A 24,405-nucleotide genomic window follows, 5' to 3' on the forward strand; every position below is an offset into this window, starting at 1 on the left:
GGTCGGGCCTTCTATTCCGGGCTGAAAAGTGTCAAAAAGTCTCACGCACAAGACCATTTAGACAGTTGCAACGATCAGCCAAAAGACATAGGTTCCGCGCGATTTCAAGATGGTCCGGTTTATGGTCTGCCGGCTGCAAGGGGAGCATTGCAGATGAATTCATACGTCAATACGGCCGTGGGGGCACTGCTCGGAACGATTTTCGTTCTGATGTCGGTCTCCATCGCGTCCGAGGGGATCTTCCATTCCGAAGCACCGGAAAAGGAAGGTTTCGCGATCGTTGCCGAAGAGGCGCCCGCCGCTGGTGGCGAAGCTGCGCCTGCCGCTGCTGCCGTTCCGATCGCGCAATTGCTCGCTTCTGCCGATGCCAAGGCCGGTGAAACGGTCTTCAAGAAGTGTCAGGCCTGTCATGACGGCACCAAAGGGGGACCGAACAAGGTCGGTCCCAACCTCTTTGGTGTCGTAGATCGCCCGATCGCCTCGCATGAGGGCTTTGCCTATTCCGCTGCCATGAAGGATTTCTCCAAGGGCAGCAGCGAGAAGTGGACCTTCGAATTTCTGAACAAGTTCCTGCTGGCGCCGAAGAAGGACGTTCCCGGCACTGCCATGGGCTTTGCCGGTCTGGCAAAGGATCAGGACCGCGCCAACGTCATCCTTTACCTGCATACGCTGTCTGATTCGCCGGTGCCGCTGCCGGATCCGAAGACGGCGACGCAGTAACGCGCCAGAACGATCGCATGATAGCAAAGCCCGGCCGCAAGCCGGGCTTTTTGCTATGCGGAGAGTTTTTCAGGCACCCAGGAAATAGGCCCAGAGCGAGACCGTGATGGCGCCGAGCGCCGTCGTCACCGTGATTGTCGAGGCAGCAATGCTGTGGCCGACGCCGAAGCGGTTGGCGATCAGCCAGGCGTTGACGCCTGTGGGTACCGAGGACGTCAGCACGATCGCCGCCGTCCATTCCGGGCTGAGGCCGAGGAGATGGCTCGCCGCCCACACGCAGCCGGGCAGCAATAGCAGCTTCAGGCTCGATGTGACGCTGGCGATGCCGAGATTACCTGAGATGCCGTATTTCTCCAGCGCCATACCGAGTGAGATCAGCGCTGCCGGGCCGGCAATGCCGGCAATCTGCTTGACCACAGTTTCCAGGGTTACCGGCATGGTGAGACCGGAAAGATGCATGGCCATGCCGGCCGCAAGCCCGATCACCAGCGGGTTGCGCACGAGATTGACGGCGATCTGGCGAAGCACCTGCACCATGCTGCGATCGCTTTTGCCGGCGATCTTGCGCTCGGCATGCTCCATCAACACGGTGCCCGCGACCATCATCACCGGCAGATGCACGGCAAGCAGGATCGACAGCGCCACCAGCCCTTCGTCGCCGACAGTGCGCTCGACGAGCGGCAGGCCGATGAAAATATTATTGGCGAAAGCCGAGGAAACACCGGCGAGCACGCCGATCCGTTCGTCGCGGCCGAAGAGACGCGTGGCGGCGATATGGCCGGTTGCCCAGGTGATGGCAACGCCTGAGAAATAGACGATCCACAGCCGGAAAGGCGAGGCGCCGTGAAAATCCGCCTCGGCGATGGTACGGAAGAGCAGCAGCGGCACGGCGATCTTGAAGACGAATTCGCTGAGCGCTTCGCCGACATTCGATGCCATCAAGCCGCTGCGGACGATCACCCAGCCGATGAGAATCAGGATGAAAATGGGAAGGACGTCGAGAATGATGGCGGACATGAGGAGGGCTGCTCTGCGCGGGGGAGTGTCTGACCTCTAGCAGCAAACCGTCCGGGTTGGAAAGGCAAACCCCACCCGATCGGGCAGCCGATGCATCCGCAAAAGCAAAAAAAGCGGGCACAGCCCGCTTTTCCGCTCCGGCCTTGCCGGAGGGATCGCGAAGCTGCCAGTTCATCCGTGGTCAGCATCGCGGCTAAGATCGAGGAGTTCATCCCTCGTACGCCCGGCTGCAACTGAAAGCTGCTCATGCCGGTCTTCTTGCGTCTATTTCTAGATTTTGAAAATGACAGGGGCATGACGAATAGGCGGCAGTTTTGCGAAGAAATAGAGGTGCCATCCACCATTTTTCCTTCCAAACCGCGGAAATTTCGCTAAGACCGAACCCCGGCTATCACAAATCCGGGACTCCCCATTTCATGACCAGATTCGACGTTCTGACAGTCGGCAACGCAATCGTGGATATCATTGCCCGTTGCGACGACCAGTTCCTCATTGACAACGAGATCACCAAGGCGGCGATGAACCTCATCGATGCCGAGCGCGCCGAACTGTTGTATTCGCGCATGGGGCCGGCGCTCGAAGCCTCCGGCGGCAGCGCCGGCAATACGGCGGCGGGCGTTGCAAGCCTCGGCGGCAAGGCTGCCTATTTCGGCAATGTCGCCGCCGATCAGCTCGGCGACATCTTCACCCACGACATCCGCGCCCAGGGCGTGCACTACCAGACGAAGCCCAAGGGAACCTTCCCGCCGACGGCGCGCTCGATGATTTTCGTCACCGAGGACGGCGAGCGTTCGATGAACACCTATCTCGGCGCCTGCGTCGAGCTCGGGCCTGAAGACGTCGAGCCCGACGTCGTTGCCGACGCCAAGGTCACCTATTTCGAAGGTTACCTCTGGGACCCGCCGCGCGCCAAGGAAGCCATCCTCGATTGTGCCCGCATCGCCCATGAAAACGGCCGCGAAATGTCGATGACGCTGTCCGACAGCTTCTGCGTCGGCCGCTATCGCGGCGAATTCCTCGATCTGATGCGCTCCGGCAAGGTCGATATCGTTTTCGCCAATCGCCAGGAAGCGCTGTCGCTCTACGAAACCGACGACTTCGAAGAGGCGCTGAACAGGATCGCCGCTGATTGCAAGATCGCCGCCGTGACCATGAGCGAGGATGGCGCCGTCATCCTGAAGGGCCGCGAGCGTTATTACGTCGATGCGATCAGGATCAGGGAAGTCGTCGATACGACGGGCGCCGGCGATCTCTTCGCCTCCGGCTTCCTCTACGGTTACACGCAGGGACGCTCTCTGGAAGATTGCGGCAAGCTCGGCTGCCTCGCCGCCGGCATCGTTATTCAGCAGATCGGCCCGCGCCCGATGACCTCGCTTTCCGAGGCCGCCAAACAGGCTGGGCTTATTTGAAGGCTTCGCCGGGATAGGCGCCCCAGATCTCCGACTGCGCCACCCAACCGGAGGCGCCGTCGGTTTCGGCGCGGCACCAGTCGCCGTTGCATTCGCCGATCGTCAGCATCACGCCGGGTTCCAGCTTGGCAATGATCGAGGCGGAGGGCTGCGCCTCGCGGCGCAGATTGACGAAGACGCCCTTGGCCTTGGTCTTCATCCACGGAGCGGCGATCGCCGCGCGCTGGCCTGACAGCAGCGACTGGTTGACCCAGCCTTCGGTGCCGTCGGCATCGCGGATACGGCGCCAGTTGTCGTATTCCTGGATGATCTCCACCGGCAATCCGGATTTCAGATACATCCACGAAACCGCATAATCCGTTCCCGGGCCGATGCGCAGGTTGACGCGTTTGGATTTCAGCGTGACAAAACGCGGCAATGGCAGTCCGCTCGGCCCCTTGGCGGCCTGCGCATGGGCAAATTCGACGGTTCCCAGGGATGCGGCCAGAGCGATGGCAATGGCAAGGCAGGACTTCAGGACTTTGCTGCGCATGGAAGTTTCCGTTTGCTCGAATTCGCGGCCAGGCCCGGCCTGTTCGCGGTCCGGGCTCTGACATTCCCCACCTGCAACGCGAGTTTTGTTTGTCTTCGCGTGCGGGTCTGGTAGAAAATGCCCGGATGGGAAAATTATCACCCCTCTTGGTTAAAGACCTCTGAACAAGGCACCACAGCCAGCCATGACAGCGAAGAAAAAACCGAAGGTCTACATCACCCGCAAGCTGCCCGATGCCGTCGAAACTCGCATGCGCGAGCTGTTCGACGCCGAGCTGAACATCGACGACGCACCGCGTTCCGTTCCCGAGCTTGTCGCCGCGGTCAAGACCGCCGACGTGCTGGTGCCGACCGTCACCGATCGAATCGACGCGGCGCTGATCGATCAGGCCGGGCCGCAGATGAAGCTGATTGCCAGCTTCTCCAACGGCACCGACCATATCGACGTCGAGGCGGCGGCGCGCAGGGGCATCACCGTCACCAACACGCCGAACGTCCTGACCGAGGATACCGCCGATATGACCATGGCGCTCATTCTCGCGGTTCCGAGACGGCTTGGCGAAGGCGCGCGCGTGCTGACCGACAATCCCGGCGAATGGGCCGGTTGGTCTCCGACCTGGATGCTCGGCCGGCGCATTCACGGCAAGCGCATCGGCATTGTCGGTATGGGCCGCATCGGCACGGCGGTCGCCCGCCGCGCCAAGGCTTTCGGCCTGTCGATCCACTACCACAACCGCAAGCGCGTCAATCCGGCCGTCGAGGATGAGCTGGAGGCGACCTATTGGGAAAGTCTCGACCAGATGCTCGCCCGCGTCGACATCGTCTCGGTCAATTGCCCGTCGACGCCGGCAACCTTCCACCTGATTTCGGCGCGCCGGTTGGCGCTGCTGCAGCCGACCGCCTATCTCGTCAACACCGCGCGCGGCGACGTGGTCGATGAAGCTGCGCTGATCAAGGCTCTGAGAGAGGGCCGGATCGCCGGCGCCGGTCTCGACGTCTTTGAAAACGAGCCTGCCGTCAATCCGAAGCTCGTCAAGCTGGCCAATGAGGGCAAGGTCGTGCTGCTGCCGCATATGAGTTCGGCGACGATCGAAGGCCGCATCGACATGGGCGACAAGGTCATCATCAATATCCGCACCTTCATCGACGGCCACAGGCCGCCGAACCGGGTGCTGCCCGGCCGCTGAAGCCGAGCTGGCTCAGACGACGCGGATCTGAGGCGGAAGGGTCTTGCGCATCTCGACGAAGGTCGTCCTGGCAAAGCCGGGATGCGCCTTCTCGGCGGTTCTCGAAAATCCCCAGGCGGCGAAGACGGCGTGATTGTCGGTGAGCTCGATGCGCGTTTCCAGCCGCAAAGCCGGAAGACCGAGCCTTGCAGCCGTCTGTTCGGCAATCGCCAGCAGCTGTTTGCCGAGGCCCTTGCCCTGCACTTCGGGCAGAACTGCAAGCTTGCCGACATAGAGACAATCGGCCTCCGGCCGCAGGAAGAGGCAGCCGGTCAGCTTTCCGCCGTCGATCGCGACATGGCCGATCTCGGCCCTGGCCTTTTCGGCCAGCGACTCCGCCGTCAGCTTGAGCGCTGAGGATGGCGGATCGATCCTGCCGTTCATCGAAGCGAAGGAGGCGAGGATCAGTGCGAGCAGTTCGTCCCAGCGCGTGAAACTATGATCAAGAGCGATAATCGTCATCCGGCCTGTCTTTGTGTTGTCCGGCGCCTTTTGTAGCGGACCGTGTCGAAGCGGGCCGCAAGCGCGTCATAGAGCAGCAGCCGTCCGACCAGCGGCTCGCCGGTGCCGGTAACGAGCTTGATCGCCTCCATCGCCATCATCGTGCCGATGACGCCGGTCAGCGCGCCGATGACGCCGGCCTCGGCGCAGGCGGGAATGAGCCCCGCCGGCGGGGCTTCCGGAAACAGGTCGCGATATGTTGGGTTGGGCGTCCCGTCTTCGGCATTTTCATAAGGCTTGAGAACCGTCAGCGAACCGTCGAAACGCCCGACCGCGCCGCTGACCAGCGGGATGCGTGCTGCTTCCGCCGCATCGGCGGCGGCATAACGCGTGTCGAAATTGTCGGAGCCGTCGATCAGCAGATCGAAGCCGGACAGTTGCCGGCGGGCGCTCTCCTGGGAAAAGCGTTCCTCGAAGCGGATCAGCCGGACATGCGGATTGAGCCTGGCGATGGCGAGGGCGGCACTTTCCGTCTTCAATTCGCCGATCGTGCCGGAATCATGAATCACCTGGCGCTGCAGGTTTGACAGCGACACCCGGTCGTCATCGACGATACCGAGCGTGCCGATGCCGGCGGCAGCCAGATATTGCAGGACCGGCGCACCGAGGCCACCGGCGCCGATCACCAGCACCCGGGCGGCTTTCAACCTCTGCTGGCCGGCGCCGCCGATCTCGGGCAGCAGGATATGACGGTGATAGCGGGCGATTTCGTCTGGGCTGAGCGGTTCCATGGCGCCGATCTTATCATGGCGCCCGACACCGGGAAAAGTCGCCTCCGTCATTCGAATACCCTTCCATCGGCAACCGTGAAGAACTGTGCCCTGTCGCCGAGCGCCGAAAACATCACGCGATCCGTTCCGGTCATGAAGGCCTGGCCGCCGAGCCCGTCGATGAGGTCGAACAGCGCGGCGCGGCGGCCCTCGTCGAGATGGGCGGCGATCTCGTCGAGCAGCAGGATCGGCGCATGGCCGGTGAGATTGCCGACGAGGCGCGCATGTGCAAGCACCAGGCCGACAAGCAGCGCTTTCTGCTCGCCGGTAGAACAACGTTCCGCCTCCATCGCCTTTTCGCGGTGGTGGACGATCAGATCGGCCCGGTGCGGCCCTTCGAGCGTACGCCCAGCACCGGCGTCGCGGTAGCGGCTCTCTGAAAGCATTGCCGCATAATCGTCTTCGAGGTCGACCGAGGGGCGCGAAAATTGCCCGTCCATGAAGCCCGAAAGCTGCAGCGACGCCGAAGGAAAGGGCGAGCTCTCGCGTGTCTCCTCGATCAGCCGGGTCAGCAGGCCGAGCATTTCCTGCCGGGCAAGCGCCATGGCGATGCCGAGGCTTGCCATTTGTTCCTCGATGCCGGCAAGCCAGGAGGGGTCGAAGCGGCCTTCATCGAGCAATTTGTTGCGGCTGCGCATGGCGCGCTCGAAATCGCTGGCGCGGCGGCCATGGGCGGGATCGAGCGACAGCACCAGCCGGTCGAGAAAGCGGCGCCGGTCGGAGGAGGTGCCGGTGAACAGGCCGTCCATCGCCGGTGTCAGCCAGAGCAGACGCAGATGGTCGGTCAGTTCGTCGGCTGTTTTGGCGGGGGTACCGTTGATCCGCAGCCGGCGGGCGGTGGTTTCCTCGCTTGTTTCGATGCCGGTGCCGATCTCGACTTCCCCTTCCATGCCGTCGAGCACAGCGAAGATCGAAAAGCCGCCGGCCGCACCGACGCGAGTAATGTCGCCATAGGCGGCCCGGCGAAGCCCCCGGCCCGGCGAAAGCAGCGAGACGGCTTCCATGAGATTGGTCTTGCCGGCGCCGTTGTCTCCCGTCAGCACGGCGTGCCGGCCGTCAAGGGCAAGGGCCGCCGTCGCATAGTTGCGGAAGTCTGTTAGCTTCAGACGGGAAAGAGAAACCTTGTGCGCCATCGAATGTCCGGAATCGTGAAGCGTGACAGCTAAGCCTAAGCGGTGTCGATGGCAAGGTTCGCAGCTTCGCTGCCTTAGATCGCCCTGCCGGTCGGTGCGGATGAGCATCAGGCACGATCCTGCGCTGAACCGAATTCTCGATAAAAATACAACCTGGGGATGGATGTCGCGACGCCGTCGGGGCGCTATGACCGGCAGGCTTTTTCAGTGCCTGCGAGCCCCGCATAGTCGGGGTTCTGCCATAATCGTTTCACCTACTGACGTAACGTAAGGCCCAAAAAAAGTTGGTTGAATTTTGCAACTTCAGGGTTGAGTTATCTTCTGAAAACGATATGGTTAACGAACTATTATTGTATCAGAGAGTGATGAAGTGCCAGATCCGGTTGATATTATCGTTGGGCGCAACGTAAGACAGTTTCGCGCCCTTCGCCGTGTTTCCCAGCTCGAGCTTGGCGAAGCACTCGGACTGACGTTCCAGCAGATTCAGAAATACGAAAAAGGGACGAACCGCGTTTCCGCCAGCAAGCTGCATCAGATCGCAGTCTTTCTCGACGTGGATATTGCTGCTCTTTTCGAGGGAGCCGGCATATCGCAATTCGGCAGCCGTATCGAACTCAGCCCTGACGCCTATGCACTTGCATTGAGCTACGACAGACTGAATTCACCGGCAGGCAAGGAAGCGGTCAAAACCATCGTCACGATCATGAGTGGCGAAACGACCGATAGCGCCGCCTGATCTCGCCGGAGCGGGATCGCGTGCTCGTTCGAGGTCTGCACGCCGCGTCTAGTGGATCTCACATTCGTGCAGTGCCATCAGCAGATCGTCCTGCGTCTGGTGACCGGCGTGATAGAGGTCGATCGCGATGCTGGCGATGGAAAGGCCTTGCTGGCTGCGAAGCTTGATGTTGCGCTCGGCGCACCATGTATAGATGGCGCCGGCGAGAACGTCGACGTCTTCGGACTGAGAGGAAAAGGCTGGCGCCATGGCAGATACCCTTGGTTTGGTTGTCCCGCGCGTCTGAGGACGCTCTATCACTTTGAATCCGCGCATAGTCCTTTCCGGATATCGTTCCGAATTTCGGGGTTATGCGCTGACGGCAGAGACTGAATTCATTTCGAAAACTTGCAAGCGGCATCATCTGGCGGCGTTAACGCAAGTGTTGTTCCGCCCCAGCGTCGTGCCAAACCAGGACATGTCGCCCAGCATGCACGGCCAATGTTGCAAATCGGGACAATGCTAGAAGCATCGGGACGTGCGGAAACAACAAAGCCGGAGACGTTTCCGCCCCCGGCTTTCGCGATGAACTATCGGTCTCGGCTCACCCTTCGAAGAATTCCTTCATTCGGGCGAAGAAGCCCGTCGATTCGGGATTGTTCTCCTTGGAGGACAGCTGCTCGAATTCCTGCAGCAGCTCGCGCTGGCGCTTGGTGAGCTTTTGCGGTGTCTCGATCTGGATCTGGATGTAGAGGTCGCCCGTCTGCGCCGAACGCAGCACCGGCATGCCCTTGCTCTTCAGGCGGAACTGCTTGCCGGCCTGCGTGCCCTCGGGCACGCTGACGCGCGACTTGGTGCCGTCGAGCGTCGCCACGTCGAAAGTGCCGCCGAGAGCGGCCGTCGTCATCGAGATCGGAACGGCGCAATAGAGATCGGCTCCATCGCGCTGATAGAATTCATGCGGCTTCACCGACAGGAAGATATAGAGGTCGCCCGCCGGACCGCCGCGGGCGCCGGCTTCGCCTTCGCCCTGCAGCCGGATGCGCGTGCCGTCCTCAATGCCGGCGGGGATATTGACCGAAAGCGAGCGCTCTTCGGTCACCCGGCCCTGGCCGTGGCACTTCGGGCAGGGATCGGGAATGATCTGGCCGCGGCCGTGGCAGGTCGGGCAGGTCCGCTCGATCGAGAAGAAGCCTTGTGCCGCGCGCACGCGCCCCGATCCCTGGCAGGTGCCGCAGTTCTTCGGCTGGGTGCCGGGCTTGGCGCCCGAACCCGAACAGACATCGCAGGTGATCGAAGTGGGAACGCGGATCTGCGCGGTCTTGCCGGCGAACGCCTCTTCCAGCGTGATTTCCATATTGTAGCGAAGATCGGCGCCGCGTTCGCGGCCGCCCGACGAGCGCTGGCGCGCCCGCCCGCCGCCCATCATCTCGCCGAAGATATCCTCGAAGATGTCGGAGAAACCGCCGCCGGCAAATCCGCCGCCGCCCCCGCCGCCCATGCCGCCATGCTCGAAAGCCGCATGACCATAACGATCATAGGCCGCCCGCTTCTGCGGGTCCTTGAGCATCTCGTAGGCTTCGTTGATTTCCTTGAACTTGCGTTCGGCGTCCTTGTCATCCGGGTTCTTGTCCGGATGGAATTTCATCGCCAATTTGCGGAAGGCGCTCTTCAGCTCTTTCTCGTCCGCCGTCTTGGCTACGCCCAGAGTTTCGTAAAAGTCCGCTTTTGCCATTAAGGATTAAACCCCGGAAATGGATTTCCGGCTGCCATGGTGAGCAGCCGGATCAGGTGTTGAAGCATAACCACGCCGTCGCGGATTACGCGGACTTTTTGCGGTCGTCGTCCTTGATTTCCTCGTAGTCGGCATCGACGACATTGTCGCCGCCTTCCGCTGAGGCATCGCCGGCAGTGCCGCCTTCGGCCTGCTGCGCTTCATAGATCGCCTGGCCGAGCTTCATCGACACTTCCATCAGCGTCTGGGTCTTCGCCTTGATGTCGTCGGCATCCGGCTCGGTTGCTTCCGAAGCGGTCTTCAGCGCGGCGATCGCATCCGAGATCGCGGTGCGGTCGGCTTCGGAAACCTTGTCGCCGTAATCCTTCAGCGACTTTTCCGTCGAATGGATCAGGCTTTCGGCCTGGTTCCGGGCCTCGACGGCTTCGCGGCGCTTCTTGTCCTCGGTGGCATGGGCTTCGGCATCCTTGACCATCTTTTCGATGTCGGCGTCGGAGAGGCCGCCGGAAGCCTGGATGCGGATCTGCTGTTCCTTGCCGGTGCCCTTGTCCTTAGCCGAAACCTGCACGATGCCGTTGGCGTCGATGTCGAAGGTGACTTCGATCTGCGGCATGCCGCGCGGCGACGGCGGCAGGCCGACGAGGTCGAACTGGCCGAGCAGCTTGTTGTCGGCAGCCATTTCACGCTCGCCCTGCGAAACGCGGATGGTGACGGCCTGCTGGTTGTCTTCGGCGGTCGAGAAGGTCTGGCTCTTCTTCGTCGGGATCGTCGTGTTGCGTTCGATCAGGCGGGTGAAGACACCACCCAGCGTCTCGATGCCGAGCGACAGCGGGGTTACGTCGAGCAGCAGCACGTCCTTGACGTCGCCCTGCAGAACGCCGGCCTGGATGGCAGCACCGAGAGCGACGACTTCATCCGGATTGACGCCCTTGTGCGGCTCCTTGCCGAACAGCTGCTTGACGACTTCCTGCACCTTCGGCATGCGGCTCATGCCGCCGACGAGAACCACTTCGTCGATTTCGGCCGCAGTGACACCGGCATCCTTGAGGGCTGCCTTGCACGGTGCGATCGTGCGCTGGACGAGATCATCGACCAGGCTCTCGAGCTTGGCGCGGGTCAGCTTCAGCGTCAGATGCTTCGGGCCGGAAGCGTCAGCGGTGATGAACGGCAGGTTGATTTCGGTCTGCTGCGAAGAGGAAAGCTCGATCTTCGCCTTTTCGGCAGCTTCCTTGAGGCGCTGCAGGGCAAGCTTGTCGTTCTTCAGGTCGATGCCGTTGTCGCGCTTGAATTCGCCGACGAGATATTCGACGAGACGCATATCGAAGTCTTCACCGCCGAGGAACGTATCGCCGTTGGTGGACTTCACTTCGAAGACGCCGTCGCCGATCTCGAGGATCGAGATGTCGAAAGTACCGCCGCCAAGGTCGTAGACGGCAATCGTCTTGCCTTCTTTTTTGTCGAGGCCGTAGGCGAGTGCGGCAGCGGTCGGCTCGTTGATGATGCGCAGAACTTCAAGGCCGGCGATGCGGCCGGCATCCTTGGTTGCCTGGCGCTGCGCGTCGTTGAAGTAGGCGGGAACGGTGATGACGGCCTTCTCGACCTTTTCGCCGAGATAGGATTCGGCGGTTTCCTTCATCTTCTGAAGGATCATCGCGGAAATCTGTGCGGGCGAGTAGCCCTTGCCATTGGCTTCGACCCAGGCGTCGCCATTGTCGCCCTTGACGATGGTGAAGGGAACGAGGTGCTTGTCCTTCTCGACGGTCGGATCTTCATAGCGGCGGCCGATCAGGCGCTTGACTGCAAAGAGTGTATTCGTCGGGTTGGTGACCGCCTGGCGCTTGGCCGGCTGGCCGACGAGGCGTTCGCCATCATCGGAAAATGCCACCATGGAAGGGGTCGTGCGTGCACCTTCCGCATTCTCGATAACCTTCGCGTCCTTGCCGTCCATGACTGCGACGCAGGAATTCGTCGTTCCAAGGTCGATACCAATTACTTTTGCCATGTCATTCTCTCCTTGAAGCAAGCTGTCGGAACCCCGAGAAGGCATTTCCCTGACAGCCCCTTACGGGATGGGTCTACTTACGATTACGCAATCGTGATTGCGGTGATGCGGCGTATATAAGGAGCGGTTTTCTGGACTGCAAGGCGAGAAATGGCCCGGAATCCAGCAAAACGAATGTGTTGCATTCAATTTTTACAGTCATCGCGAAAGCGGCCGCCCGCCGTCCGGAAAGCCGCCGATTTCTAACGCATCCGGTCTGTGCCGGCCATGCAGCAAAAGATCTCACTGGCCCATGATCAGATCGAGCAGGGTCGTGCGCCGCGGCTGGACTGAGGAGGTCGACTGCGGCCCCCCGATATCGCCGGGCGGCACGATGCCGTCGTAGCCGGAACCGCCGCCTTCGGCAACGTCGGCGGGGGGAACCGGCCCGTTGGCGGAGGTTGCGCTCTGTTGCCGGACAGGCGCCTGCGGATAGCGGTTGGCACTGTCGTCGCCGCCGAAGACGCCGGAAATGATGCCGCCGATCGTCGAAGGCGGCGCCTCGGCCGTCATCGGTTGCCCGCTGCCCGCTTGTCCATTACCAGGGGCTGCCTGCGCCATCGGCTGACCATTGTTCGGATCGGCGATCAACTGGCCGTTGCCGAACAGCGGCGCCGGCGAAAGACCCTTGTGGGCGGCGATCATGAATTCTTTCCAGGCTTTGGCTGGAAGGCCGCCGCCGGTCACCTTCTTCATCGGCTTGCCGTCGTCATTGCCGAACCACACCCCGGTGGTCAGGTTGCTGGTGAAGCCGACGAACAGCGCGTCGCGCGAATTCTGCGTCGTGCCGGTCTTTCCGGCCGCCTGCCAGCCGGGGATCTTGGCGCTCTTGCCGGTGCCGTTGTCGATGACGCCCATCATCATCGCATCCATCTCGGCGACGATCTGCTCGGACAGCACGCGCGGCGGGCTATCATAGGTATTTTCGTAGAGAACTTTGCCCTCGGCGGTCGTCACCCGGCGAATGACATGCGGCGTCGCCTTGTAGCCGCCGTTCATGAAGGCGGCATAGGAGGCGGTGAGTTCCATCAGCGACACCTCAGAGGTGCCGAGGGCGATCGAGGCGTTCGGCTGCAACTCGCTTTCGATGCCGAGCCGGTGGGCAAGCTTGATCACCTGATCCGGCCCGTCATACATCACCAGCTGGGCAGCCACCGTGTTCAGCGATTTGGCAAGTGCGGTCGCCAGCGTCACTTCGCCATTGTATTTCTTCTCGTAATTTTCGGGCGTCCAGTCGCCGATGCGGATCGGCGCATCGTTGAACACCGAAAAAGGCGTCAGTCCCTTTTCCAGCGCTGCGGCATAGACGAAGGGCTTGAACGAGGAGCCCGGCTGGCGTTTGGCCTTGACGGCGCGGTTGAACTGGCTCGTCGCATAATCCCTGCCGCCGACGAGCGCCCGGATCGCACCGGTGCCGTCGATCGAGACGAGGGCTGCCTGCGAAGCGTCGAGCTTTCCGCCCTCCTTGTCGAGCACGTCGACCAGCGATTGCTCGGCCTTCTTTTCCAGCGACTTGTCGATGGTCGTATCGACGATGACGTCTTCCTTGACGTCGCCGATCAGACCCGGCAATTCGTCCATCACCATGTCGGCGACATAGTGTCCGGCTCCGGACCAATAGCTCTTGGCCGAGGCCGGGGTCTGGGACATCGCGGTCTTGACCTCGGAATCGGTGATGAAGCCCTGCTCGCGCATTGCCGCCAGCACGAGCTGGGCGCGCGCATTGGCGGCGTCGGCGTCGCGGGCCGGCGAAAGCCGAGACGGCGCCTTGAGCAGGCCGGCCAGCACCGCGGCCTCGCCAAGGTTCACGTCACGCGCCGATTTGTTGAAATAGCGGCGTGACGCCGCCTCGACGCCATAGGCGTTCGATCCGAAGAACACCCGGTTGAGATACATCGCAAGGATTTGGTCCTTGGTGTATTTCTGCTCCAGCCACAGCGACAGCAGCACCTCCTGCACCTTGCGTTCCAGCGTTCTCTCAGGCGAGAGGAAGAGGTTCTTGGCGAGCTGCTGCGTCAGGGTCGAGCCGCCCTGCACCATGTGGCCGGCCGTGAAGTTGGTCACGATCGCCCGGCCGAGGCCGAGCGGGTCGACGCCGAAATGCGAATAGAAACGCCGATCCTCGATGGCGATGACGGCTTCCGGAATATAGGGCGACATGTTCTCGAGCGACAGCGCCTCGCCGCCGGTGGCGCCGCGATTGGCGATGACGCTGCCGTCGACAGCGGTGATCTTGACGTTCGGCGGCCGATCCGGGATTGCCCATGTGCTGGCGCTCGGCATGCGTGAGCCATAATAGACCACCAGCCCGGCAACGCCGATGCCGGCCCAGATGAACAGCACGACGCACCAGTAGATCACGCGGCGGAGGAAACCGAAAAAGCCACCGCCTTCGCGCTCCCGCGGCTCGCGCCGCTTCCGCGGGGCGGGGCGTTCCGGCGGCGGTTTGGAACTGCCGCGCCGCGAAGATCTGCTTCCGACAACACGGTCATCGGCATCGAGCGAAAATTCGTCATCGTCGCGTGCCGGGCGGCCGCTGAAGGACGGTTCGATTCTGTCGCCTGATCTGCCTCTGCCTGCCATCGCCGACCGGTCACACCCCATGTTCGATCGCGAAGCCCGGCTTCGCACAACTGCGCTTCTACCGCGCCGCGGGTTTTTTAGACGCGCAAAGGACGCTGTAGCACTTTGACGTGCTGCATAATCTTGTCCTGAAATCGATTTCGATTTGAGGGATTATGCAGTGGCGACGTGATCATCCGACTGAACTGTAATTGCGGCGATTTAACGGGGTATTAACGATGGAAAGCAAAGCAGACCGCGCCGCGAAAGAGTAGCGCCGATCCGGCCTGGTGCGACGCGCTTTAGAGCTTTGATTATGCCAGTCGGATCCCACCACCGCTGCCGCCTTGTCGCGCGGCATGCATAGCCAGTTCAGAACTGGCGGGCCTCGTAATCGTCGAGCGTTTCCGGGTCCTGCTTATATTCCCACTCGCCCAGATGAAAGCGGCGCCAGATCTGGCCGGAAGGGTCGAGGGGCGCGCCGTCGGTAAGGCGGACCGGAAGGAGTGGATTGTGTTTATGCCAGACGGTAACATCGATAGTGGCTGAACGAGCGCCGAAAAGCCCCAAGAAAGTCAGGTAGTCTTGCGTCATTGGGGCCAGCCTCGAACGGATAAAATCAATCCGCAATGTCGCGAAAGTGCATTAAAGAATCCCGTTGCACAAGTCGAGGATTGCATTTCAGGGTCGCAGCCTTGCGCCGCGCATCTTCTGTCCGGCCGACGGAACCTATAAGCTTCACGATTGTTTATGATGAAGCGGGACAACCCCTCACGTCCCGCGTAAGATCGGCCGTCTCCCCTCAACACGCGCCGATCGACATCAGGCCCGGTGCATCCCTCAACGGGAGCGCCGGGCTTTTTATTGCAAGGCCCTTGCTCGCCTTTTCAGACGCGCGAATGAGGCTGTGACATTGACAAGAGCGGCGGCCTTGCGACCGCCGCCGATATCTCAGTCGCAGGACGGATCGCCCGGGCGGCAGACGAAGGGCGAAGCCCTGGGGTCGGGCCGCTTGTAGGTATCGGCCTTCCCGCCCCTGAACTGCGGCAGGTCACGGAAATCCGAACTCCTGGTATCGCCCCTGTTGTCATCCCGACGGTCCGACCTGCGGCTTTCGCCTCTGCGATCTTCCCTTCGATTGTCGTCGCGCCAGTCCCGGTCGCGATTTCGGTTACGATCCCCGTAGTCGCGATCCCGATTGCGATCCCCATAGTCGCGATCCCGATCCCGGTTACGGTAGTAATAATCAGGGCCGCGGCTCCAGCGGTCGCGGTCACGGTAGAAATCGCGGTTGCGGTAATTGCGGTCCCAATAATTGCCGACACTGAAGCTGATCATCGGAATGCCGAGCGGGCGGTAATATTCCGGACCGACATAGACACGGCGTTGCTGGTAGACAGCCTGGACATACTGGCCGGAAACCCAGCCGCGACCGCCATAGAATTCGACGTCGCACCAGTTGACGTCGGAAAGACATCCACGGATTTCGACGGCGGAACCGGCGGGCACGACTGCGACGGCAGGGTACCGGGTGCTCGGACCTGCACGCATGTTGACGTTCGCCGTCGAGTAGCCCTCGGCGGCCTGCGCAATCACCGGAGCTAGCACAAACAGGCCAGCTACAGCGATTTTAACAATGAGATTTTTCACGCTTCTCACTCCTCGTTTGGCGCGTTTTCAGCCAGCGCCTGGCTGCCTTTTCTTGGCACATGCCATCTGCAGGAAAAGATAGAACGATCGCCCGCATTTGTTAGGGCGCCACCATTTTCCTTGTCTTTCAAAGGCTTATACCCGGTCGCGATGAACGCAGCTTGAACGAGGGGAATTTTGTGATCCGGTATGGCGTTTCGACATGCCGGATGAAATCGCAAAGGGGCGTGATGTGACCGCCGTCGGCGCTGTGATGCGTTAACGATTCGTTAACCTTTCCGGGGCAGTCTCGTTGCAATACCGCTTTCTCCTTGACCACGGATGAACTGGCACTGAGACGAGCGGACGACGAAAGGCCGGTTTGAACCGGCCTTTTTGTTGTCGCGATTTCTATGCTGCGTCTTGGCTAAAGGCGCCCAGTCTCTGTCAGGCGGCGAGCGCCTGGAGAATCCGCACCCAGGAGCGGATGCCCTTGTGATAGGAGACAAGCTCGTATTTCTCGTTCGGCGAATGGATGCGGTCATCGGCGAGGCCGAAGCCGACGAGCAGCGATTCCATGCCGAGCATCTTCTGGAAGTCGCCGACGATCGGGATCGAGCCACCCATGCCGATGACGATGGCGGGTTTCGGCCACTCGTCGGAAAGCGCGGTCTTCGCCTTGGTCAAAACCGGTGAATCATAGGAGAGATGGATCGCCGGCGAGCCGCCATGCGGATGGAATTCGACCGAGCAATCGGCAGGAATCTTCGATCTGATATAGCTGCGGAAAGCGTCGCGGATGGCGGCCGGATCCTGCGTGCCGACAAGCCGGAACGAAACCTTCGCCGAAGCCTTGGCGGCGATCACCGTCTTGAAGCCTTCGCCGGTATATCCACCCCAGATACCGTTGATTTCGGCGGTCGGCCGCGCCCAGGTGAGTTCCAGCACCGAACGGCCCTTTTCACCGGACGGAATGGAAAGGCCGACGTCGCCGAGGAAGGTCTCGGCGGTCTTCCCCAACGTCTCCCATGAGGCCTTGATGTTGTCGGGCGTTTCCTCGACGCCGTTGTAGAAACCGTCAAGCGTGATGCGGCCGGTCTCGTCATGCAGGCCGGCAAGGGCCTCGACGAGAATATGGATCGGATTGGCCGCAGCACCCCCGAAAAGGCCGGAATGCAGGTCGCGGTCGGCCGCCGTCACGGTGACTTCTTCGCCGACGAGGCCGCGTAGCGCTGCGGCGATCGCCGGCGTGTCGCGATCCCACATGCCGGTATCGCAGACCAGCGCATAATCGGCCTTGAGTTCTGCGGCATTGGCTTCGAGGAAGGGCTTCAGCGACGGCGAGCCGGACTCCTCCTCGCCTTCGAAGAGAATGGTGACGCGGCAGGGAAGCGCGCCGTTGATCTCCTTATAGGCGCGGCAAGCCTCGACGAAGGTCATCAGCTGGCCCTTGTCGTCGGACGTGCCGCGGCCGGTCAGGATCTTGCGGCCGTCGCCGGCATCCTTGATCGACGGCTCGAAGGGGTCGTTTTCCCAAAGCTCGATCGGGTCGACCGGCTGGACGTCGTAGTGACCGTAGAACAGAACGTGCGGTGCCCCAGCGGACGCGCCGGCATGGTGGGCAACGACCATCGGATGGCCTGGCGTGTCCCGGACGGAAGCTTCGAAGCCGAGCGTCTGGAGATAGGCGACGAGCCATTCGGCGGCCTTCCGGCATTCGGTCTTGTAGGCGGGATCGGTGGAAATCGACTGGATGCGCAGCAGCTCGAACAGTTTTTCGAGGCTCGATGAAAGATTCTGGTCTGCACGCGAAAGAACCGGTTGTAGGTCGGCCATTTTCGACTCCTTTTCGAAATTTGGCCGGACGATAGACCAAACTGGGAAAGCAGGCGAGGCGGAAAAAGTAAAAATTAGCGGCCCGCAAGTGTGCTGAAACGACACAATTCGGGTCTTTATCGAAGGGCATGTCGCGATAATAAAGAAAGACCTAATTCAATTTACAGTTAATTAGCACAACCTAAATAGCATCGGCCGAAAATAAGCTGTTCGGGGGGCGCGCAGATGTTTTCGGTTATTGCATGTATTCGCGACAATCACGATTGGCGCCTGGTCATAGTGGCGGCCGCGGTCTGCCTGGTTGGCGCCATGGCGGCGATGCTGCTGCTTTCCCGGGCCCAGGAGTGCGACGCCGGGCAGCGCAAGCTCTGGATCGGCGCGTCGGGTTTTGCCTTCGGCACCGGCGTATGGGCAACGCATTTCATCGCGATGCTTGCTTATGACGGTGGCACGCCGATCACTTACGCGCTCGACCTGACGCTGCTTTCCTTTCTCCTGTCGGTCGCAGGCTCGTGGCTGGCGATGCTTGCCGCTTCGCAGCGTGACGGAAGGTTTTCCGATATCGGCGGCGGCGTCCTGATGGCGCTCGGCATCGCTTCCATGCACCTGACCGGCATGCAGGCCATCGAGACGCAGGCGATAATCCTCTACGATCCCGCAATGACACTGACAGCGGTCGCTGCGGGAATGTTTTTGTCGAGCGCCGCTTTCCATATTTTTTTCAATCTGAAGGGTATGAGGCGTCTCCTCAGCTCATCGCTGGTCTTCGTCCTCGCCATCTGCACTCTTCACTTCATTTCGATGGGCAGCATTACCCTCGTGCCGGACCCCGGCAAGGCGGTTCCGACATTGGTGCTCGACACCAGGGTGCTCGCCGCGATCGTCGTGGTCGCGGCAACGGCTCTTATCCTGGTCGCACTTGCCGTGGTCTTCGTCCAAAGCCATTTGACGGATCTGCGCGGACTTGCCAATGCCTCGCAGGAAGGGCTGCTGATCCTGCGCGAAGGTCGGATCATCGATGTCAACGAGCGGTTCCAGGCCTTGTCCGGCTGGAAGCTTGCCGATCTCTCCGGCAAGGCGCCCGCCGATGTGCTGACCGTCGTTCAGGCGCCCCGGGAAAACAGGCCCGGCGAGACGCTGCTGAACACCCGCACCGGCAGAGAGATTGCCGTCGAAGCAAACTCCAGCAAGATTGTTTATCGTGGCCGCAATTGCGAGGTGCTGGCGGTGCGCGATCTCACCGAGCGCAAGCAAGCCGAGGAGATGATCGAGCATCTCGCTCATCACGATGTGCTCACCGATCTGCCGAACAGGTCGCTGTTCGACACCCGCATCCGCCAGGCGCTGCAGGTGGCGGAACGCAAGAACACCGAGGTCGCGCTGTTCTGGCTCGACCTCGATCGATTCAAGGCCGTCAATGACATTTTCGGCCACGCCGAAGGCGACCGCATCCTCCGCAAGGTGGCCGCTATCCTGCGCCGGGTGGCCGGTGAGAACGATACGATCGCCCGGCTCGGCGGCGACGAATTCGCCATCATCCAGTCCGCAGGGCAGCAGCCGGCATCGGCGCAAAAGCTTGCGGTTGATATCATCGACGAATTCGCCGCCGAGATGGACACGGCTCGTGACCCCACCGCCGTCGGCGTCAGCCTCGGCATCGCGCTCTATCCAAGAGATGGGAGCACGGCCGAAGAGCTTTGCAACAACGCCGATACCGCGCTCTACCGCGTCAAACATGACGGCCGCGGCAGGGCCTGTTTCTTCGACGCGGAGATGGACGAAGCGGCGCGGAACCGCCGCCAGATCGAAAGCGACCTGCGCCACGCGGTCATCCGCAACCAACTCCATGTCAGCTATCAGCCGATCCTCAACGCGCAGAGTGGCGAGATCAGCGGCTACGAGGCCTTGATGCGCTGGCACCGGCCGGGCCACGGCATGACCGAGCCCGACATTTTCATCCCGATCGCCGAGGAAAGCGGTTCGATTGTTCAGCTTGGCGAATGGATATTGCGGCAGGCCTGCATGGAGGCGGCGCGCTGGCCGCAGCCGCTGACGATTGCCGTCAATGTCTCGCCGGTGCAGTTCATGCTGCCCAACCTGTGCGAGCGGGTCGAGGCGATCCTCACCGAGACGGGGCTTGCAGCCGATCGGCTGGAGCTTGAGATCACCGAGTCAGCCCTGATCCGCGATCGCGACCGGGTGCTGGCAACGCTGCAGCGCCTGTGCAAGTTAGGGGTGCACATCGTCATGGACGATTTTGGCACCGGCTACTCCTCACTCTCCAACCTGCGCTCGTTTCCCTTCGACAAGATCAAGGTCGACCGCAGTTTTACCGGCGTGCTGGAGCATGACGCGGCGGCGCGATCGATCGTGCGCGCTATTATCGGTCTCGGCCAAAGCCTCGGCATGTCCGTGGTCACCGAGGGGGTGGAAACGGAGATGCAGCGTCAGATCGTCGTCGAGGAAGGCTGCGCGCAGGTGCAGGGCCTGTGGCTCGGCAAGCCGGATATCGAGCCCAGCGTCAAGCTCGCCGCGCGCGACAGCGTCCTGTCCGCCTAATGCATGGCGCCCGGAAGTGTGCGGCGGTTCTGGGACAACGACATGCATAAGAACAAAAAGCTTTAGCTCGAAACCGCAGCGCTGCTACCGAGCGCACACGCCTTGTGATCCCGGTCAAAGCGCCTTGGCGTTTTCCAGAAGCCGGCGGATATATTCGAGCGTCAGTTCGCGCTCGAAAACCCGAAACCCTTTAAACAGCGCAAGATCGGCCTCACGCGCCGTCTCGATCGCCTCTGCCTCCATGGCGCGGGCCTTCGGCGTCAGGAAGAGCAGTTGCGCCCGCTTGTCGGAGGGATGGGGCCGGCGTTCGATCAACCCGTCGCGGACCATGCGCGACAGCGTATTGGCCATGGTCGCCTGCTCGATATCGACCCGCTCGAGAAGCTGCTTCTGGGTCAGTCCGTCCTCGGCCCATAATTCCAGCAGGATGGGGAACTGGCCCGGAGAAAAACCGAGCCCGACCGCGCGCTGGTGCAGCGAGCGGGCAAAACCCTTCGCCAGCTGGCTGGCAAGGTAGGCTCCCGAATCCATGCGGTTAAATCCCATGATTGCAAGTTAGGCTCAAAACCACGCCGGAGACAATGCAACAAATCGCATGCGATGCTTCAAAATATGCAAGCCGCGATGATAATTCGAGTGTCTGGAAAAAACAAAAATCGCCATGGCCTGGAGGTTGGCCATGGCGACCTTAAAGTGGGGACAAAGGCCCGGAGAGGGGGATAAGGCCTTTGTCCAAGCCTGACGCGGCGGGGGACAAGCCGGTGATCAGACCCGCGGCGCGATCAAGCGCCGGTGACATCGATTTGTGTCTGCAAATGTGGTTTTTCAAGGGAGGACGATCGTTACAAATCGGTAACAGTTTGGTGAGCGGGCTGCTGAACGCCGGGTGCTGGGGATTGGTTTCGCGCACCGAACTTTATATGGACCTCGTCCCGTGCCCGCGCTATCCATGCACCATGAAAAAAGGCGATCACCTCTTCCTAGTCGACGGTTCCGGATTCATCTTCCGGGCGTTTCATGCACTGCCGCCGCTGACGCGCAAGACCGACGGCCTGCCGATCGGCGCCGTTTCCGGTTTCTGCAACATGCTGTGGAAATTGTTGAGGGATGCGCGCAATACCGATGTCGGCGTCACGCCGACACACCTTGCCGTCATCTTCGACTATTCCGCCAAGACCTTCCGCAAGGATCTCTATGACGCCTATAAGGCGAACCGCTCCGCACCGCCGGAAGAGCTCATTCCGCAATTCGGTCTGATCCGCGAGGCGACCCGCGCCTTCAATCTGCCCTGCATCGAGACCGAAGGTTTTGAGGCCGACGACATCATCGCCACCTACGCCCGTCAGGCCGAGGCGACAGGCGCCGATGTCACCATTGTCTCCTCCGACAAGGACCTGATGCAGCTCGTCAGCCCCAATGTCCATATGTATGACAGCATGAAGGACAAGCAGATCGGCATTCCCGATGTTATCGAAAAATGGGGCGTGCCGCCGGAAAAGATGATCGACCTGCAGGCGATGACCGGCGATTCCGTCGACAATGTTCCCGGCATTCCCGGCATCGGCCCGAAAACCGCCGCCCAGCTGCTCGAGGAATATGGCGATCTCGACACGCTGCTCGAACGCGCCACGGAGATCAAGCAGGTCAAGCGCCGCGAGACGATCCTCGCCAATATCGATATGGCGAGGCTCTCGCGCGACCTCGTTCGGCTGCGCACCGATGTGCCGCTCGATCTCGATCTCGACGCGCTGGTGCTGGAACCGCAGAACGGCCCGAAGCTCATCGGCTTCCTCAAGACGATGGAATTCACGACGCTGACGCGCCGCGTCGCCGAAGTCTGCGATTGCGATGCGAGCGTCATCGAGCCGGCCTTCGTCCAGATCGAATGGGGCAAGACTGCCCACGGTCCCGATCTCGATGCGGCCGAGCCTGCGCCGGTTGCCGGCGGCATCCCCGAGGTCTCGGGCGAATCGGTGCCGGTGCCCCCGCGTGCGAAGTCGAAGGCCGCCGTCGAAGGCGCCTTTTCGCCCGCCGATCTGGCCAAGGCGCGGGCCGAAGCCTTTGCGACGCTGCCCTTCGATCATTCGGCCTATGTGACGATCCGCGATCTGGCCACACTCGACCGCTGGATCGCCGATGCGCGCGCTACCGGCCTCGTTGCTTTCGACACCGAGACGACGTCACTGGATGCGATGCAGGCCGAGCTTGTCGGCTTCTCGATGGCGATCGCCGACAATACGGCCGATCCGACAGGCACGAAGATCCGCGCCGCCTATATACCGCTCGCCCACAAGAACGGCGTCGGCGATCTGCTCGGCGGTGGCCTAGCCGACAACCAAATCCCCATGCGCGATGCCTTGCCGCGGCTGAAGGCATTGCTGGAGGATGCTGCGGTTCTCAAGGTCGCGCAGAACCTGAAATACGACTACCTGCTGATGAAGCGCTACGGCGTCGAGACCAGGAGTTTCGACGACACGATGCTGATCTCCTACGTGCTCGACGCCGGCACCGGCGCCCATGGCATGGACCCGCTCTCGGAAAAATTTCTCGGCCATACGCCGATCCCCTACAAGGATGTGGCCGGCAGCGGCAAGGCGAACGTCACCTTCGATCTGGTCGATATCGACCGCGCCACCCATTATGCCGCCGAAGATGCCGACGTGACGCTGCGGCTCTGGCTGGTGCTGAAGCCGCGGCTGACGGCGGCGGGGCTGACCAGCGTCTATGAACGGCTGGAGCGGCCGCTGCTGCCGGTGCTGGCGCGTATGGAAGCGCGCGGCATCACCGTCGACCGACAGATCCTGTCGCGCCTGTCGGGTGAACTCGCCCAAGGTGCCGCCAGGCTGGAAGACGAGATCTATGTGCTGGCCGGCGAGCGCTTCAATATCGGCTCGCCGAAGCAGCTCGGCGATATCCTGTTCGGCAAGATGGGCCTTGCCGGCGGCAGCAAGACGAAAACCGGGCAATGGTCCACCTCCGCGCAGGTGCTCGAGGATCTGGCCGCCGCCGGTTTCGAGCTGCCGCGCAAGATCGTCGACTGGCGCCAGCTGACCAAGCTGAAATCCACCTATACCGACGCGCTTCCCGGCTATGTCCATGCGGAGACCAAGCGGGTCCATACCTCCTATTCGCTGGCATCGACGACGACGGGGCGCCTGTCTTCATCCGAGCCGAACCTGCAGAACATTCCGGTGCGCACCGCCGAAGGCCGCAAGATCCGCACCGCCTTCATTTCGACGCCGGGCCATAAGCTGATTTCCGCCGACTACAGCCAGATCGAATTGCGCGTGCTTGCCCATGTGGCCGAGATCCCGCAGCTGACCAAGGCCTTCGAGGATGGCGTCGACATTCACGCCATGACCGCGTCGGAAATGTTCGGCGTGCCGGTTGAAGGCATGCCGGGCGAAGTGCGCCGCCGCGCCAAGGCGATCAATTTCGGCATCATTTACGGCATCTCGGCCTTCGGGCTTGCCAACCAGCTGTCGATCGAGCGTTCGGAAGCCGGCGACTACATCAAGAAGTATTTCGAGCGTTTCCCGGGCATCCGCGACTATATGGAAAGCCGCAAGGCCATGGCGCGCGACAAGGGTTATGTCGAGACGATCTTCGGGCGGCGAATCAACTATCCGGAAATTCGCTCGTCCAACCCGTCCGTGCGCGCCTTCAATGAGCGTGCGGCGATCAACGCGCCGATCCAGGGCTCGGCTGCCGACGTCATCCGCCGGGCGATGATCAAGATGGAGCCGGCCCTTGCCGAAGCCGGCCTTGCCGATCGCGTCCGCATGCTGCTGCAGGTGCATGACGAACTCATCTTCGAGGTTGAGGACGAGGATGTCGAAAAGGCGATGCCCATCATCGTCTCGGTCATGGAAAACGCCACCATGCCGGCGCTCGAAATGCGCGTGCCGCTCAGGGTCGACGCGCGCGCCGCCAGCAATTGGGATGAAGCGCATTAACGGCTTCCCCGAAAATGAGAAAGATTTTTCCACCGAACACAACTCATTGAAATAGCGGCGACTTA

Annotated in this window: 19 protein-coding genes; 6 read left to right on the forward strand and 13 right to left on the reverse strand. The window is 61.6% G+C overall.

Translation table 11 applies throughout. The annotated features are described in order from the left end of the window. Nucleotides 1-153: 153 nt before the first annotated feature. On the forward strand, nt 154-720 hold the full coding sequence (locus RLEG4DRAFT_RS33280; RefSeq protein ID WP_003571197.1) for a c-type cytochrome: 567 nt from the start codon (nt 154-156) through the stop codon (nt 718-720). A gap of 69 nt (nt 721-789) precedes the next feature. Here the strand turns inward: RLEG4DRAFT_RS33280 and RLEG4DRAFT_RS33285 are convergent, their stop codons facing one another. Beyond that, the gene (locus RLEG4DRAFT_RS33285) at nt 790-1,737 is read right to left on the reverse strand and encodes an AEC family transporter (RefSeq protein WP_003583428.1); all 948 of its coding nucleotides are present in this window, start codon (nt 1,735-1,737) and stop codon (nt 790-792) included. Between the two features lie 416 nt (nt 1,738-2,153). On the opposite strand from RLEG4DRAFT_RS33285, the gene RLEG4DRAFT_RS33290 reads away from it, so the two are divergent. Further along, nucleotides 2,154-3,146 carry an adenosine kinase gene (locus tag RLEG4DRAFT_RS33290; protein WP_003583430.1) on the forward strand — a complete coding sequence of 331 codons (993 nt, stop codon included), beginning with the start codon at nt 2,154-2,156 and terminating at the stop codon, nt 3,144-3,146. On the opposite strand, the gene RLEG4DRAFT_RS33295 is transcribed toward RLEG4DRAFT_RS33290, so the two are convergent. Further along, nucleotides 3,139-3,678 carry an SH3 domain-containing protein gene (locus RLEG4DRAFT_RS33295; protein WP_003583432.1) on the reverse strand — a complete coding sequence of 180 codons (540 nt, stop codon included), beginning with the start codon at nt 3,676-3,678 and terminating at the stop codon, nt 3,139-3,141. The two genes, RLEG4DRAFT_RS33290 and RLEG4DRAFT_RS33295, sit on opposite strands and share 8 nt — an antisense overlap. 184 nt (nt 3,679-3,862) lie before the next feature. Here RLEG4DRAFT_RS33295 and RLEG4DRAFT_RS33300 point away from each other — a divergent pair, with 184 nt between their 5' ends. Continuing rightward, the gene (locus RLEG4DRAFT_RS33300) at nt 3,863-4,864 is read left to right on the forward strand and encodes a 2-hydroxyacid dehydrogenase (RefSeq protein WP_003583434.1); all 1,002 of its coding nucleotides are present in this window, start codon (nt 3,863-3,865) and stop codon (nt 4,862-4,864) included. Between the two features lie 12 nt (nt 4,865-4,876). Here RLEG4DRAFT_RS33300 and RLEG4DRAFT_RS33305 read toward each other — a convergent pair whose 3' ends face one another. Genes RLEG4DRAFT_RS33305 through recF form a run of 3 tightly spaced genes read right to left on the reverse strand, consistent with a single transcriptional unit; the run spans nt 4,877 to nt 7,307 of the window. Then, complete coding sequence (locus tag RLEG4DRAFT_RS33305) at nt 4,877-5,365, reverse strand: GNAT family N-acetyltransferase (RefSeq protein WP_003583436.1); 489 nt, start codon at nt 5,363-5,365, stop codon at nt 4,877-4,879. Continuing rightward, a complete protein-coding gene (locus RLEG4DRAFT_RS33310; protein WP_003583438.1) occupies nt 5,362-6,186 on the reverse strand; it encodes a molybdopterin-synthase adenylyltransferase MoeB in 825 nt (274 codons plus the stop codon). The genes RLEG4DRAFT_RS33305 and RLEG4DRAFT_RS33310 overlap by 4 nt, the downstream gene beginning before the upstream one ends. Then, nucleotides 6,183-7,307 carry a DNA replication/repair protein RecF gene (gene recF, locus RLEG4DRAFT_RS33315; RefSeq protein WP_037094488.1) on the reverse strand — a complete coding sequence of 375 codons (1,125 nt, stop codon included), beginning with the start codon at nt 7,305-7,307 and terminating at the stop codon, nt 6,183-6,185. Before recF ends, RLEG4DRAFT_RS33310 begins: the two co-directional genes overlap by 4 nt. A gap of 370 nt (nt 7,308-7,677) precedes the next feature. Here recF and RLEG4DRAFT_RS33320 point away from each other — a divergent pair, with 370 nt between their 5' ends. Beyond that, nucleotides 7,678-8,043, forward strand: coding sequence for a helix-turn-helix domain-containing protein (locus RLEG4DRAFT_RS33320; protein ID WP_003583441.1), 366 nt, complete (start codon nt 7,678-7,680; stop codon nt 8,041-8,043). A 48-nt stretch (nt 8,044-8,091) separates the two neighbouring features. On the opposite strand, the gene RLEG4DRAFT_RS33325 is transcribed toward RLEG4DRAFT_RS33320, so the two are convergent. From RLEG4DRAFT_RS33325 to RLEG4DRAFT_RS33355, 7 genes are all read right to left on the reverse strand, one after another. Further along, the gene (locus tag RLEG4DRAFT_RS33325; RefSeq protein WP_003544370.1) at nt 8,092-8,292 is read right to left on the reverse strand and encodes a hypothetical protein; all 201 of its coding nucleotides are present in this window, start codon (nt 8,290-8,292) and stop codon (nt 8,092-8,094) included. Nucleotides 8,293-8,626: 334 nt separating this feature from the next. Further along, entirely contained in the window at nt 8,627-9,757 is a 1,131-nt protein-coding gene (dnaJ, locus tag RLEG4DRAFT_RS33330; RefSeq protein WP_003583443.1) for a molecular chaperone DnaJ, read from the reverse strand. A gap of 85 nt (nt 9,758-9,842) precedes the next feature. Next, nucleotides 9,843-11,759 (reverse strand): molecular chaperone DnaK, encoded by a 1,917-nt coding sequence (gene dnaK, locus RLEG4DRAFT_RS33335; protein ID WP_003583445.1) that lies wholly within the window; start codon nt 11,757-11,759, stop codon nt 9,843-9,845. A 282-nt stretch (nt 11,760-12,041) separates the two neighbouring features. Continuing rightward, entirely contained in the window at nt 12,042-14,381 is a 2,340-nt protein-coding gene (locus RLEG4DRAFT_RS33340; RefSeq protein ID WP_003583446.1) for a transglycosylase domain-containing protein, read from the reverse strand. A gap of 351 nt (nt 14,382-14,732) precedes the next feature. Continuing rightward, on the reverse strand, nt 14,733-14,954 hold the full coding sequence (locus RLEG4DRAFT_RS33345) for a hypothetical protein (RefSeq protein ID WP_003583447.1): 222 nt from the start codon (nt 14,952-14,954) through the stop codon (nt 14,733-14,735). 357 nt (nt 14,955-15,311) lie between these two features. Beyond that, nucleotides 15,312-16,010 carry an SH3 domain-containing protein gene (locus tag RLEG4DRAFT_RS33350; RefSeq protein ID WP_003583448.1) on the reverse strand — a complete coding sequence of 233 codons (699 nt, stop codon included), beginning with the start codon at nt 16,008-16,010 and terminating at the stop codon, nt 15,312-15,314. A 426-nt stretch (nt 16,011-16,436) separates the two neighbouring features. After that, nucleotides 16,437-17,825: a dipeptidase gene (locus RLEG4DRAFT_RS33355; protein WP_003583449.1), complete on the reverse strand. Its 1,389-nt coding sequence runs from the start codon at nt 17,823-17,825 to the stop codon at nt 16,437-16,439. Nucleotides 17,826-18,050: 225 nt separating this feature from the next. On the opposite strand from RLEG4DRAFT_RS33355, the gene RLEG4DRAFT_RS33360 reads away from it, so the two are divergent. Then, nucleotides 18,051-20,384, forward strand: coding sequence for a bifunctional diguanylate cyclase/phosphodiesterase (locus RLEG4DRAFT_RS33360; protein ID WP_003583450.1), 2,334 nt, complete (start codon nt 18,051-18,053; stop codon nt 20,382-20,384). Between the two features lie 114 nt (nt 20,385-20,498). Here RLEG4DRAFT_RS33360 and RLEG4DRAFT_RS33365 read toward each other — a convergent pair whose 3' ends face one another. After that, a complete protein-coding gene (locus RLEG4DRAFT_RS33365; RefSeq protein WP_003583451.1) occupies nt 20,499-20,915 on the reverse strand; it encodes a MarR family winged helix-turn-helix transcriptional regulator in 417 nt (138 codons plus the stop codon). 425 nt (nt 20,916-21,340) lie between these two features. Here RLEG4DRAFT_RS33365 and polA point away from each other — a divergent pair, with 425 nt between their 5' ends. Then, nucleotides 21,341-24,340 (forward strand): DNA polymerase I, encoded by a 3,000-nt coding sequence (polA, locus tag RLEG4DRAFT_RS33370; protein ID WP_037094981.1) that lies wholly within the window; start codon nt 21,341-21,343, stop codon nt 24,338-24,340. Nucleotides 24,341-24,405: the final 65 nt, after the last annotated feature.

The organism is Rhizobium leguminosarum bv. trifolii WSM2297 (assembly GCF_000271845.1).

Coding starts and splice junctions, on each gene's coding strand:
- RLEG4DRAFT_RS33325 (WP_003544370.1), bottom strand. CDS start 8,292: ATGGCGCCAGCCTTTTCCTCTCAGTCCGAAGACGTCGACGTTCTCGCC.
- RLEG4DRAFT_RS33300 (WP_003583434.1), top strand. CDS start 3,863: ATGACAGCGAAGAAAAAACCGAAGGTCTACATCACCCGCAAGCTGCCC.
- dnaK (WP_003583445.1), bottom strand. CDS start 11,759: ATGGCAAAAGTAATTGGTATCGACCTTGGAACGACGAATTCCTGCGTC.
- recF (WP_037094488.1), bottom strand. CDS start 7,307: ATGGCGCACAAGGTTTCTCTTTCCCGTCTGAAGCTAACAGACTTCCGC.
- RLEG4DRAFT_RS33355 (WP_003583449.1), bottom strand. CDS start 17,825: ATGGCCGACCTACAACCGGTTCTTTCGCGTGCAGACCAGAATCTTTCA.
- RLEG4DRAFT_RS33360 (WP_003583450.1), top strand. CDS start 18,051: ATGTTTTCGGTTATTGCATGTATTCGCGACAATCACGATTGGCGCCTG.
- RLEG4DRAFT_RS33310 (WP_003583438.1), bottom strand. CDS start 6,186: ATGACGGAGGCGACTTTTCCCGGTGTCGGGCGCCATGATAAGATCGGC.
- RLEG4DRAFT_RS33280 (WP_003571197.1), top strand. CDS start 154: ATGAATTCATACGTCAATACGGCCGTGGGGGCACTGCTCGGAACGATT.
- RLEG4DRAFT_RS33295 (WP_003583432.1), bottom strand. CDS start 3,678: ATGCGCAGCAAAGTCCTGAAGTCCTGCCTTGCCATTGCCATCGCTCTG.
- dnaJ (WP_003583443.1), bottom strand. CDS start 9,757: ATGGCAAAAGCGGACTTTTACGAAACTCTGGGCGTAGCCAAGACGGCG.
- RLEG4DRAFT_RS33345 (WP_003583447.1), bottom strand. CDS start 14,954: ATGACGCAAGACTACCTGACTTTCTTGGGGCTTTTCGGCGCTCGTTCA.
- RLEG4DRAFT_RS33290 (WP_003583430.1), top strand. CDS start 2,154: ATGACCAGATTCGACGTTCTGACAGTCGGCAACGCAATCGTGGATATC.
- RLEG4DRAFT_RS33340 (WP_003583446.1), bottom strand. CDS start 14,381: ATGGCAGGCAGAGGCAGATCAGGCGACAGAATCGAACCGTCCTTCAGC.
- RLEG4DRAFT_RS33305 (WP_003583436.1), bottom strand. CDS start 5,365: ATGACGATTATCGCTCTTGATCATAGTTTCACGCGCTGGGACGAACTG.
- RLEG4DRAFT_RS33365 (WP_003583451.1), bottom strand. CDS start 20,915: ATGGATTCGGGAGCCTACCTTGCCAGCCAGCTGGCGAAGGGTTTTGCC.
- RLEG4DRAFT_RS33285 (WP_003583428.1), bottom strand. CDS start 1,737: ATGTCCGCCATCATTCTCGACGTCCTTCCCATTTTCATCCTGATTCTC.
- polA (WP_037094981.1), top strand. CDS start 21,341: ATGAAAAAAGGCGATCACCTCTTCCTAGTCGACGGTTCCGGATTCATC.